At 69.9% G+C, this 11,418-nt stretch carries 10 protein-coding genes and 1 tRNA gene; 5 read left to right on the forward strand and 6 right to left on the reverse strand.

Going from position 1 to position 11,418, the window contains the following annotated elements; translation table 11 throughout:
* Nucleotides 1-73: 73 nt before the first annotated feature.
* Nucleotides 74-2,482 carry a transglycosylase domain-containing protein gene (locus R6Y94_RS17275; protein ID WP_318396874.1) on the forward strand — a complete coding sequence of 803 codons (2,409 nt, stop codon included), beginning with the start codon at nucleotides 74-76 and terminating at the stop codon, nucleotides 2,480-2,482.
* 157 nt (nucleotides 2,483-2,639) lie between these two features.
* Here the strand turns inward: R6Y94_RS17275 and R6Y94_RS17280 are convergent, their stop codons facing one another.
* Nucleotides 2,640-3,098 (reverse strand): GatB/YqeY domain-containing protein, encoded by a 459-nt coding sequence (locus tag R6Y94_RS17280; protein WP_318396875.1) that lies wholly within the window; start codon nucleotides 3,096-3,098, stop codon nucleotides 2,640-2,642.
* Between the two features lie 25 nt (nucleotides 3,099-3,123).
* Between R6Y94_RS17280 and R6Y94_RS17285 the strand changes: the two genes are divergently transcribed.
* The 4 genes from R6Y94_RS17285 (at nucleotide 3,124) to R6Y94_RS17300 (ending at nucleotide 6,079) form a co-directional block, all read left to right on the forward strand.
* Nucleotides 3,124-4,017 (forward strand): metallophosphoesterase, encoded by an 894-nt coding sequence (locus R6Y94_RS17285; protein WP_318396876.1) that lies wholly within the window; start codon nucleotides 3,124-3,126, stop codon nucleotides 4,015-4,017.
* A gap of 98 nt (nucleotides 4,018-4,115) precedes the next feature.
* Nucleotides 4,116-4,192, forward strand: a tRNA-Pro gene (locus tag R6Y94_RS17290).
* Between the two features lie 407 nt (nucleotides 4,193-4,599).
* A complete protein-coding gene (locus R6Y94_RS17295) occupies nucleotides 4,600-5,061 on the forward strand; it encodes a PH domain-containing protein (RefSeq protein ID WP_318396964.1) in 462 nt (153 codons plus the stop codon).
* 358 nt (nucleotides 5,062-5,419) lie between these two features.
* The gene (locus tag R6Y94_RS17300) at nucleotides 5,420-6,079 is read left to right on the forward strand and encodes a class I SAM-dependent methyltransferase (protein ID WP_318396877.1); all 660 of its coding nucleotides are present in this window, start codon (nucleotides 5,420-5,422) and stop codon (nucleotides 6,077-6,079) included.
* Between the two features lie 50 nt (nucleotides 6,080-6,129).
* Here the strand turns inward: R6Y94_RS17300 and R6Y94_RS17305 are convergent, their stop codons facing one another.
* From R6Y94_RS17305 to R6Y94_RS17325, 5 genes are all read right to left on the reverse strand, one after another.
* Nucleotides 6,130-7,563 carry a hypothetical protein gene (locus R6Y94_RS17305; RefSeq protein ID WP_318396878.1) on the reverse strand — a complete coding sequence of 478 codons (1,434 nt, stop codon included), beginning with the start codon at nucleotides 7,561-7,563 and terminating at the stop codon, nucleotides 6,130-6,132.
* 286 nt (nucleotides 7,564-7,849) lie between these two features.
* Nucleotides 7,850-8,998: a helix-turn-helix transcriptional regulator gene (locus R6Y94_RS17310; protein WP_318396879.1), complete on the reverse strand. Its 1,149-nt coding sequence runs from the start codon at nucleotides 8,996-8,998 to the stop codon at nucleotides 7,850-7,852.
* 560 nt (nucleotides 8,999-9,558) lie between these two features.
* On the reverse strand, nucleotides 9,559-10,164 hold the full coding sequence (locus tag R6Y94_RS17315) for a hypothetical protein (RefSeq protein WP_318396880.1): 606 nt from the start codon (nucleotides 10,162-10,164) through the stop codon (nucleotides 9,559-9,561).
* A 93-nt stretch (nucleotides 10,165-10,257) separates the two neighbouring features.
* The gene (locus R6Y94_RS17320; protein WP_412102786.1) at nucleotides 10,258-10,740 is read right to left on the reverse strand and encodes a GNAT family N-acetyltransferase; all 483 of its coding nucleotides are present in this window, start codon (nucleotides 10,738-10,740) and stop codon (nucleotides 10,258-10,260) included.
* A 111-nt stretch (nucleotides 10,741-10,851) separates the two neighbouring features.
* On the reverse strand, nucleotides 10,852-11,301 hold the full coding sequence (locus R6Y94_RS17325; protein ID WP_318396882.1) for a hypothetical protein: 450 nt from the start codon (nucleotides 11,299-11,301) through the stop codon (nucleotides 10,852-10,854).
* Between the last annotated feature and the right edge of the window lie 117 nt (nucleotides 11,302-11,418).

Below are 11,418 nucleotides of genomic sequence, written 5' to 3' on the forward strand. Positions count from 1 at the left end.
CCCGCAGGAAATGGGGAAAGTACGCAGGGCGCGACCTCTGTGTCGATTCACGTACCCTGTCGAGGTGACCTGGATGCGGAAGCGTGACCACAATGTCTTCACCAACGCCGCGTCGCTGCTGATCTGTGGGCTGCTGGCCGGTGTGGTGGTTGCCGCAGCCGCGTTCCCCGCAGTGGCGATGTCCGGGCTGGCCGCCAAGGCCGGCGCGGAGACGTTCGACAAGCTGCCCACCGAGCTGACCGTCAAGAAGGCCCCGCAGATCAGCTACCTCTACGCCTCTGACGGCAAGACCCCGCTCGCCACCATGTACGACGAGAACCGCCGCGACGTGCCGCTCAAGGATGTCGCGCCGGTGGTCGCGCAGGCGCTGATCGCCGCCGAGGACAAGCGCTTCTACGAGCACAACGGCGTCGACGTCAACGGCGTCGCCCGGGCGTTCGTGGCCAACAACCAGGCCGGGGTCACCACCCAGGGTGCCTCCACGCTCACCATGCAGTACGTCCGGCTCACCATCGCCTACTCGGCGACGCATCCGCAGGACGTCGTGGCAGCCACTGAGGACACCAGCATCCGGAAGGTCCGCGAGATGCGGTACGCCCTGCAACTCGACGCCGACCTGACCAAGGACCAGATCCTGGAGGGCTACCTCAACATCGCCCCGTTCGGCAACGGCGCGTACGGCATCTTCGCGGCCAGCCAGGTGTACTTCGGCAAGCACCCGAAGAACCTGAAGCTCGAAGAGGCGGCGATGCTGGCCGGGATGGTCAAGGCGCCGTCGGAGAACGACCCGACCACCAAGAGCGGCTACCCGGAGGCGCTCAACCGGCGCAACTGGGTCCTCGACCAGATGGTCGAGACCAAGGCGATCACGCCGGAGGAGGCCGAGAAGGCCAAGGCGATCAAGCTGGTCGTCAAGGACAAGCGCACCCCGAACGGCTGCGTCGACGTCGGCAAGAACGACTGGGGCTTCTTCTGCGACTTCTTCTACCGCTGGTGGATGCAGCAGGAGACCTTCGGCCGCACCCAGTACGACCGGGAACGGCGGCTCAAGAGCGGCGGCTACACCGTCGTCACCACCCTGGACGCCAAGACGCAGAAAGCGGCCAAGGACGCCGTCGAACGCAACGTCAAGACGGGCAAGAAGGAAGCCATGATGGTGGCGGCGATCGAGCCCGGCACCGGACGGGTCCGCGCGCTGGCGGTGAACCGGAACTACAAGCTCGACGACCCGAACAAGCCGGCGAACAAGATCAGCACGAACCCGGCGAAAAAGAAGAAGAAGATCCGGGGTACCTACCCGAACACCACCAACCCGCTGCTGACCGGCGGCGGCGACATCACCGGCTACCAGGCCGGCTCGACCTTCAAGATCTTCACGGTGGTGGCGGCGCTGGAGAACGGCTATCCGCTGGAGTGGAGCATGAACGCCAAGCCGGTCGCCCAGACGAAGTACATCGTCGAACACAACTCTCCGGCCGCGTGTCCCGGCACCAACAAGTACTGCCCGCAGAACGCCAGCGCGAGCATGGCGGGCGTACACAACATGTGGAGCGCGTTCGGGGCGTCGGTGAACACCTTCTTCGTGCCGCTCCAGGAGCGGGTCGGCGCGGCCAAGGTGGTCGACGCGGCGAAGCGGATGGGCATCACGTTCCGGGCCAGCAACGACGCCAACTTCGCCGCCACCAAGCAGGCGGCGAACGGCTGGGGCGCGTTCACCCTCGGCGTCTCCCAGACGACCCCGCTGGAGCTGGCCAACGCGTACGCCACGCTGGCCGCCGACGGCAAGTACTGCGAGCCGATCCCGGTGCAGCTCATCCGGGACCAGGAGGGCAACAAACTCGACATCGCCAACCCGCGCTGCTCCCAGAACATCAAGCCCGAGGTGGCCCGGGCGGCCGTGGACGCGGCCCGCTGCCCGGTCGGCGACAACTCGTCGACCTCGCGCTGCAAGGGGCGTACGGCCGGAAACGTCCGGGGCATCGTCGGCAAGCCGGTCGCCGGCAAGAGCGGCACCACCGACAGCGAGAAGAGCGCCTCACTGGTGGCGATGACCAAGCAGCTCGCGGTCGCCGGCATCCTCGCCGACCCGGACTGGGCCGAGACCACGCAGAACATGGGACACAACGAGCCGGGCGGCGTCAACCACGCCGTCTACCAGACGCTCCGGGACGCGATGAAGGGGAAACCCTCGATCCAGTTCACCCCACCAGGGGGCAAGATCGTCAACGGTGACCAGCGGAGCATCCCGAACGTCAAGTGCCAGCCGGTCCAGTCCGCCCTCTCCCGGATCAGAGGCGCAGGCTTCGAGGCCGAGGTCGGCGGCCAGGTCGACTCGACCTGTCCGGCCGGCACGGCGGCCGGCACCAGCCCCGACGGTCGGACGATCAAGGGTGGGACGGTGATCGTCGAGGTCAGCAACGGCAAGGCAGCGGCCGGCGGTCCCGGGGGTCCAGGGGGTCCCCGGCCACCCGGCCGCCGCTGAGCCGGTCGGTCGTGGTGCAGCCCACCGGCTGACGCCGCGCCGAACAGGTCACGACGACAACGGGCGGGCATCCCAGACCAGGGATGCCCGCCCGTTGTCGTGCTGTCGTCGTCTTCGCGCGGTGCCGCCCATGGCCCGCCGGACTGACGCGCGGCCGTCAGCCGGCGCCGAGCTGGCGGCGTACCTCCGCGGCCACCCGACCGCCCTCGGCCCGGCCCGCCACTGCGGCCTGGGCCGCCTTCATCGCCGGGCCCATCTGGCCGCGCTCGGTGAACCCGCCGGCGGCCAGCGCCCCCACGACCAGCTCGGCCAGCTCCTCGTCGGCGAGCTGCTTCGGCAGGTACCGGTCCAGCACCTCGCCCTCAGCCCGCTCCCGCTCCGCCTGCTCGGCCCGCCCGGCGTCACCGAAGGCGGTGGCCGCCTCGCGGCGCTTCTTGGCCTCCTTGGTGAGCACCGCCAGCACCTCGGGGTCGGAGAGCTCCCGCTTCTCCTTGCCGGCGACCTCGGCGGTGCCGATCGCCGCCAGCGCCATCCGCAGCGTCGAGGTGGTCAGCTCGTCACGAGCCTTCAGCGCGGTACGCATGTCCGCGGTCAGGAGGTCCTTCAAGGTGCCCATGGACGGTCAAACTACCCTGAGCGGCATGCGAAAGCGCACAGTATTCCGGCTGGCCGCCGGTACGGTCGTCGCGGGCGGCGCCGCCCTGGCGTACGCCTCGCTCGTCGAGCGGAACATGTTCACCCTGCGCCGGTACGACGTACCCGTGCTCGCCACCGACGCCGAGCCGCTGCGCATCCTGCACCTCTCGGACCTGCACATGATGCCGGACCAGCGCCGCAAGCAGTCCTGGGTCGCCTCGCTGGCCGCCACCGACCCGGATCTGGTGGTGGTCACCGGGGACAACCTGGCGCACCCCGACGCGGTGCCCGGAGCACTGCGGGCGCTGCAACCGATGCTCGACTACCCCGGCGCCTTCGTGTTCGGCTCGAACGACTACCGGGGACCGGTCTGGAAGAACCCGCTCAGCTACCTGCTGCCCGAGCGGGAGTACGTGCAGGGCGTCGAGCTGCCCGTCGAGGACCTGCGCGGGGTGCTGGTCGGCGCCGGCTGGGCTGACCTGAACAACGCCCGTACGTCGATCAAGGCCGGTGGCCGGCAGGTCGAGCTGGTCGGCGTCGACGACCCGCACGTCGAACGGGACGACTACGCCTCGGTCGCCGGGCAGGTCCCGCCGCAGGCCGACCTCGCCATCGGGGTCACCCACTCGCCGGAGCCCCGGGTGCTGGACGAGATGGCCGCCGACGGCTTCACCCTGCTGCTCGCCGGGCACACCCACGGCGGCCAGGTCCGGGTCCCGCTGGTCGGCGCGCTGACCACCAACTGCGGCCTGCCCCGCGCGATGGCCCGGGGCCTGCACCGCTGGCCCGAGACGGACGCTTGGCTGCACGTCTCCGCCGGCCTCGGCACCCACCCCACCGCCCCGGTACGGTTCGCCTGCCGCCCGGAGGCGTCGCTGCTGACCCTGATCCCACGCTGACCTGGCCGTGCTCAGCGGCGGGTGTGGGCCGGAACGCACCGCGCGGGATACCGAATTTGCCCGGCGGGGCGGGTGGGCTACTATTGCTCGGCACGCCTCGGGGTGTGGCGCAGCTTGGTAGCGCGCTTCGTTCGGGACGAAGAGGTCGTCGGTTCGAATCCGGCCACCCCGACCAGAGTAAGTGCAGGTCAGGCCCGGTATCACGACTAGTGATACCGGGCCTGACCCGTCTCCCGGGTCGCCTCGGGAGAAATCTGGGAGAAGATCTTGGAATTCGTCTCCCAGTGCCTTAGCGCGGGGCCTGCAACAGGCGCTCCAGAGCCGGCACGGGAGAGCCGGTGGCCAGTTCCCGGCGGGCCGCTAGGGGGCAGCCCCCCAGAGGCTGGTCAGGGTCCGAGCGCCGGGCCTGTACGGCGGGCCGCAGCGGCGGATCAATGTCGGACTGTCGGTCAAGGTCAACGTGCTGGACCACGGTGCCACGGGTGTTCGCGGACGGGGGTCGATGTGTGCTGGCCGCGTTCGCGTTGGACAGATAGCGAGTTGGACAGATAGGGGCCGGGGTTGCCGACCGACTTGGACGAAGTGCAGGTGTGGCGACTGGGCCTCGGGTTGAGGATTTGCGCCGGACTGGTGATCGGCGGTATGGCCGCAGGGGTGATGGTGTTCCTCGCCTACGAGGCTGCTGCACCCGAAGGCGATCTGCGCGCGCCGCTCGCTGTAGCGGTGCCTTTCGGCGTGTTGGGACTCTCGATGTGGCAGCAGACATTCCGTCCTCGGACGTCCGTGGGTCCACAAGGAGTGGTTCTGCGCAGCAAGTGGCGTACGATCCGCCTCCCGTGGTCCATGATCGTCAGGTGTGATCCGGGCTATGACGGGATCACCATCACCTGCGCTGACGGCAGCCGAGTGGTGGCTCCCGCGCCGCAGAAGTCGAACCTGAGTCGCTGGCTCGGACGTAAGACCCGGGCGGACGAGGTTGCTGCCTACCTCGAACGACGCGCCCATGAGCACCGACGGCTCATCCAACCGACGCCGGGTGAGTGACGAACTGGGTGACAACGGGGATGGACACGGCCGGACAGCGGGGCGACGACGGACTGCGTCCGCAGATCAGCCCAACTGCCAGGGCAGGTCGACGACGCCGGATCGTTTTCCCGGGACGAAGAGGTCGTCGGTTCGAATCCGGCGACCCCGACCAGGTGAGAGGGCACATCCAATCGATGGATGTGCCCTCTTCTGCTACCTGGCCGACCAACCGAGCGACCGCCGGTGGGGCGGTTCGTGCTCTCCTCCGGTGGCACTAGCATGCCGAGATGCGCATGCTGCACTTCGGGCCGCAGGTCACCGACCTGGCAGCCAAGGGCCTCACGGCCGAGCCGTCGGCGGAACAGGGCCGCCGCCCATGACCGAGACACCGTTTCTGCACGCCACCCGCGAGTCCTACGACGCGCTAGCCGTCAATCATCTGGACGTTGTCGCCACCGATCTGAGCCGCCTGCCGCTGGAGCGGGCGCTGTTGGCCGTCTTCGCCGAGTGGGTCCAGGCGACCGGCAACACCGTGGTCGCGGATATCGGCTGCGGACCCGGCCGATTGACGAACGCCCTGCACGAGCACGGTCTCAGTGCCTTCGGTGTCGACCTGTCGCCCGAAATGATCGCAGTGGCCAGGCGGACCTACCCCGGTCTGCGGTTCGAGGTGGGGTCGATGCTGGCACTGGACATCCCCGACTCGTCCCTCGGCGGCATCCTCGCCAACTATTCGATCATTCACGTTCCCTGGGAGTACCGCTCCCAGGTGTTCGCGGAATTCCATCGGATGCTGGCCCCGGGCGGGCAGTTGATGCTCGCCTTCCAGGTCGGTGACGACCGCAGGCACTACGACGGGGTCGACGACCTGACGTTGTCGCTCGACTTCTACCGGCAACAGCCCGAGGAGGTCGCCGAACTGCTCGACAAGGCGGGGTTCGAGATCCGGGTGAAGACCATCCGTGCGCCGGACTCCGAGCGGGAGGTAACCCAGCAGGGCCACCTGCTCGCCCGCAAAGCCGTCGACGCCGGATAGTCGCCAGCCGGCCCGGGGCGGATCAGATCCGCCCTGGGCCGACAGCGCAGTTAGCCGCGGGTGATCAGCGACTGGAAGGCCGCCCGGACGTTGGCGGCGGACGCGGTGACGTACACCTGGGACGGTGGACCGATGTCGACGAGACCGCTGTAGCGGGTGTAGGTGAGTACCCTCGGGCAGCTTGCCCCGGTGATCTGCAGCTTGCCGTTCACCACGAGCTTTCCGGTCCGGAGTTCGTAGGCCTGCACGGGAATCGCGATCTTTCGGAATGCCACGTAAGTGGGGAACAGCCGGGAGAGCTTGTTCTCGTAGGGGCAGGTCCGGACGGTGGTGCCGTACTCCTTCTGACCCACACAGACCACCAGCACGGCGGCGGTGACGTCGGAGGCCCGCCAGGCGGCGGGGAGCCTCTTCGTGTACTCGTCGTCGCCGTAGAACAGGGCGCGGTTCGTCCTTCCCTTGGTGTACGCGGTGGCGGCGCTGTACGGCGCCGGCTTGGTGCAGTACTCGGGTCGGGTGGTGGTCGGTCCCTCAAGCAGGCTGCGGACGTTCGCCAGCTCGATGGCCAGGCCGGCCTGTTTGACTCCCTCGACGGCCCGGGCGCTGAATTCCTGGCCGGGGTACTGGTCGAGAAGCTGCTGGTAACGCGTCCGGGCCGCCTCCCAGTTCTTGCCGGCCATCAGGCCGTCGGCGCATCCGACGAGCGCCGTCGGCGCGGTCCGCGCCACGACCTCGGCGGACCGGTCCAGCGTGTTGTTGGTCGGCTGCCGCTGGCGGAGCCAGTCGGTGACTGCGACGGTCTGGCACGGGTCCTTGGTCGGCAGCCTGCCGAGGAACCCGTCCAGGGCGGCGTCGACCATCTTCTCGTGACCCGGCAGATCCGCGAGGACCGAGCCGAGACCGTCGAAGCCCGTCTTCAGCCCGTCGGTGTCCCCGGTCAGCCCGGTGCCGAGCTGCTCCTCGGCAGTCCGCAGCCGCTGGCAGGCTTCGACGCTCCGCTCGCCACGAACGGTCAGCGGAGCGTCGGCCACCCGGTGACCGAACGCCACCCGGTCCAGCGCGGTCAGGGCCCGGGCACAGTCGCCGCTCTGCCGGGCTTCGGTGACGGTCCGCTCGATCCTCACCGCGTCGAACCGCAGAAATCCCACGGCCAGCAGCACCGGAACCGCGACAGCGAGCGCGACCAGTCGTTGATCACGCTGCACGCCACCCTGACGGCGCCCGCCGGCCAGGATCCACGCGTGCACGACGAGCGCCACCCACCAGAGGAGTACGACGACCTCGGCCCAGACCGATCGCGCGCCCCAGACGAGGGAGCCGACGAGTACGGCGCTGACCAGGGTCGCGGCCACGGCCAGCCTGATGCGCCCGAGCATCAGGTAACCGACGCCGATCAGGGAGGCGTTGCCGAGAGCGGCGGCCAGCGGGTCATGGGATCGGTCCGCCGGCTCGCGTTCCAGGTCGGCCTGCGTCACGACGTCCATCGTGGTCCCTCCTCCGTCACGCCAGTTCGATCGGTCGGTCGTCCCGCCGGTGGGACGTGGCCGGGTCACCGCTGATCGCCGACCGGCAGGGTGGCTTCCGCAGGCTAACCCGACCGGCTCGGGACCCCTCCCCGACAACCAGATCGACCCTCATCACGCCACCCCGACCCACATCACCATCGTTCCATGATGGATGGGCAGAGCGCTCCGGCTGAGCACCGCCGGATTTTTCACGACTGTCTATCGTGGGCGGATAGTCGGAGGCGACGCCTGCCCCTGGCTCTGCCTATCGGATCACCCGCAGGGCTTCCCGGAACTCGGCCGTGGCCCGCTCGTGCGGATAGCGACGGTGCAGTTCGGCGTCCACCTCACCGGCGACCAGCAGCAACGACGGAAGTGAGCGGCGGCTACCCGCGAAGGCGGCCAACCCGTTGCTCGCCGCGCGCTCCAGGTCGCCGGCCCGGGCCGCCGTGGCTGCCACCGTCAGTCGGGCTTCAGCGGTACGCATCGGAGACCGCTCGGTGCCGTCGGGCGCGGTGCCCTCCCGGATGACCTCCTCGGCGTAGTGCTCGGCAAGGGCGTCCTCCTCGGCGAACCGGTAGGCGTCCATCGCGTAGAACAGCCATTTCCCGGGATCGACCTCGAAGTGGTTGTCGGGCCGGTCCGGCGGGGGCAGCGCGTCGAGCAGCCGTCGGCCACGGTCCAGTGCCGCACGGACGCCACGCACGTCGCCGAGTCGACCGAGAGCCTTCGCCTCCTGCGCGATGAGTTGCACCGCCACCGGCCCTGATCCGGCTACCTCCTGGCCGGCCCGAGCGGCGGTGACCACCGCCGGATGGCGGGACTGGGTGAGGGCGAACCAGGCGGCCATTTCCCACGCCCACCCGGCGAGTTCCGCGTGCCCGGCCTCCTCGGCGAGTTGCCGCGCCGCAGTCCGGGTCGCCTCGGCGCCGGCCCGCATCCCGAGGTCGTACTCGACGCAACCGATCAGCAGGGCGAGCCAGCCGGCGCAGACCAGCAGTTCGCGGTGCTGCCGCAGTCCGACCGGTTGGTGCAGCAGCCGAGCCACCTCCCGTAGCCAGCCTTGTCCCTCGGCCCGCAGTTGGCGGGCGTCGCGCCAGCCGTACTCGCAGCACAGCTCGGTGACGGTGGCCTGCAAGGTCTCGACGGTGACCGGGGCGCCATCGCCGGACCGCATTCGGCGGAGGAGTTCGGCGGTCTCCCACGGCCGCGCGTCCAGCGCAGCGGCTACGTCGAGGTGGGCGCACGCGATCAACTCGCCCCGGGCGTCGAGGGCCTCGTCGATCCGCCGGGCCAGATCCTCGGTGGGCTTGCGGCGACCGTTCTCGATGCGGGACAGGTGGCCCTTGTCCAGGGGCAACCGCTGGGCGAGGGCAGCCAGTGACAGTCCACGAGCTTCGCGAAGCGTACGCATCTGTGGTCCGAAAGACAGCATCCGTCCCGCCCGCTTCCTCACGGTGTCCGTTGCCGCCTGGCGGTGGCAACCCGCAACCCGTCGACCGCCCGAGGGTATCGCCACAGAGTGAAGTAGGCGACCACGCAGGGTGAGCGAAGTTCTCGCCCTGGTCGAGAGGGGTGAGTCGATGCGACGGGTCTCGTACGACGCGTACGTCTTCGCGGTCGCGACCACGCTCGCCCGCCGGCACCGCCCGGTCTGGTCCTGGCGGAGATAGCGACGGTTCTGCCGCTGCGGCGCCGACCTGCCGTGCCGGGTACGCCACCGGATCCCGATCAACCGGGGTCACTGGCCGGGAGAGGAGCAGCGGTGAACGAACGACCGGAGGCGAGCGAAGCTCAACCTGTACCCCGATCCCCGCTGGCGGGTACGACAAGCCGGCGCCGCCGGACGGATCCGCGGGTGCCCGGCGGCACGTCCGCACGCTGCTGACGTGGTACCCGCCCGGGCTTGCCCTCTACCTGGCCGCGCACTTCATCCGTGCCGCCCGGAATCTCGCCGGGCTTCCCGTCGGCTCGCTACACCGACGGTTCCTCGGCTGGCGGTGCTGACGCCCCAGCCGGCCGGGCCAGCGGGGCGAGGCCGGCAAGGATGAGAAGGGCGCCGAGCGGCAGCAGGTCGAGGTTGACGGCGATCGGTACGAAGCCGAGGAACACCAGGACCGGGCTCCACGGCGGGAGCCGACGTGGCCGGAGTACGGCGAGTTGCACCAGCAGCGTGAGTACGCCGAGCTGGAACAGCAGCGGGCCCACGGCGTAGAGCGGGTCGGGCAGCGGAGCCTGCTCCCTGATCGGCTCGGACAGGTCGCCGAGGATCACCCAGAGAAAGGCGGCGACGCCGGACAGACCCGCCACCGTCGCGCTGCCGGCTGCGACCAGCCGGCCCCTGCTGGTCGCCGGCACCATCTGGCGCAGGCCGACGACCATGACACCGAAGAGCAGGAAGGCGACGAAGAACATCGTGTGCCCGATGTCCCAGGCCAGCCCGGGACCGTGCTCACCATCGAGGCCGTCGACCAGCCGGAGAAGCCCGTAGAACAGCAGCAGGACCGGCGCGGCGACGGCGGAGATCCGCAGCCACGGCGTCGATTCCACCTGGTTCCGGGGCGCGTGGACCGAAGTCATGTCAGCATCCTCGCGGCCGGACGGCCCGACGCCATCCGGGCATCTCCCAGAGCCGCCCCCGACATATCCCCTACTGGTGACGGTCGGAGCGGATCAGTCGGGCAGCGCCAGGTGGGTCATGGTGGCCTCGCTGCCCTCCCGGATCGGCGCGGTCCGGCCGTCCGGGCGGAAGCCGTGGCGCTCGTAGAGGCGGCGGGCGCCGGGATTGCCGTCGGCGACCCACAGGTCGACCAGCAGCCCTCGCTCACCGGCCCAGCCGATCAGGTGGTCGAGGACCTGCCGTCCGATGCCCTTTCCGCGCCGGTCCGGCGCCGTCCACATCGCGACCACCATCAGCCGGCCCGGCTCGTGGAGCCAGCCGGCGCCGATCCCGACGACCTCGTTCCCGGCGTACGCGAGCACGGACGGCCCGCTCGTGCCGTCGAGCCGGGAGCGCCAGGTCTGCTCGGTGAACGCCGCCTCGCGCTCGTACGTCGAACCGAAGGCGTCCGGGTCCTGCCGCAGGGAACGCAGCCGGATCTCCCGCCAGGACTTCCAGTCGTCGGGGCCGGCCGCCACGGTCCGCACGTCACCCACCCGAGATTCCTCCTCGACACGTCGACGCCGGTGGAGCAGGTCCACCAGGTCATCATCGCCAGCAGGTCAACCGGATTCCGGTCACCGTCCGCCGACCGATCGTGACCGGGTTCAGGGCGCGGGCACCGGGTCGTTGTTGAGTTGGGCGGTCACGATCGCCACCAGCCGGTTCCGTGCCTCCAGGAGCTGTCGGGACAGCTCGTCGAGGGCGCGCGGGTCGACGAGCTGGCGTACGTAGCTCTTGTCGTCAAGCAGTTCCCAGCGCTGCACGGACTCGTCCGGCGCCTCGCTGACCCACATCGCGGAGACGACCGCGTGCCGCTTGGCGAGCAGCTTCGCGGCGATCTCGACCACCGGCAGGTACGCCTGCCGGTATTCCGGGGTGGCGAACTCGACCGAGCCCCGGGCGGCGCGTACCGGCTCGCCGGGTCTGGCCAGTACCTCGAACGCGTTGCCGCCCGCCTGGTCGGCGCCGATCCAGGCCAGGATCAGCTCCAGGTCGCCGGCCGCGATCGTGATCCGGCCGATCGCGGCCACCACCTCGTCGGGCAACCTCGCCATGTCGGGCTCTCCGTCCTCCGACGTCCGCTTTCCGGCTTCCGCTTCCGCTTCCGCTTCCGCTTCCGCTTCCGCTTCCGCTTCCGCTTCCGCTTCCGCTTCCGCTTCCGCTTCCGCTTC

Origin of the sequence: Plantactinospora sp. KLBMP9567, assembly GCF_033446045.1 — a bacterium.
Lineage (GTDB): Bacteria > Actinomycetota > Actinomycetes > Mycobacteriales > Micromonosporaceae > Plantactinospora.

Coding starts and splice junctions, on each gene's coding strand:
- R6Y94_RS17285 (WP_318396876.1), top strand. CDS start 3,124: ATGCGAAAGCGCACAGTATTCCGGCTGGCCGCCGGTACGGTCGTCGCG.
- R6Y94_RS17275 (WP_318396874.1), top strand. CDS start 74: ATGCGGAAGCGTGACCACAATGTCTTCACCAACGCCGCGTCGCTGCTG.
- R6Y94_RS17325 (WP_318396882.1), bottom strand. CDS start 11,301: ATGGCGAGGTTGCCCGACGAGGTGGTGGCCGCGATCGGCCGGATCACG.
- R6Y94_RS17280 (WP_318396875.1), bottom strand. CDS start 3,098: ATGGGCACCTTGAAGGACCTCCTGACCGCGGACATGCGTACCGCGCTG.
- R6Y94_RS17305 (WP_318396878.1), bottom strand. CDS start 7,563: ATGGACGTCGTGACGCAGGCCGACCTGGAACGCGAGCCGGCGGACCGA.
- R6Y94_RS17315 (WP_318396880.1), bottom strand. CDS start 10,164: ATGACTTCGGTCCACGCGCCCCGGAACCAGGTGGAATCGACGCCGTGG.
- R6Y94_RS17300 (WP_318396877.1), top strand. CDS start 5,420: ATGACCGAGACACCGTTTCTGCACGCCACCCGCGAGTCCTACGACGCG.
- R6Y94_RS17310 (WP_318396879.1), bottom strand. CDS start 8,998: ATGCGTACGCTTCGCGAAGCTCGTGGACTGTCACTGGCTGCCCTCGCC.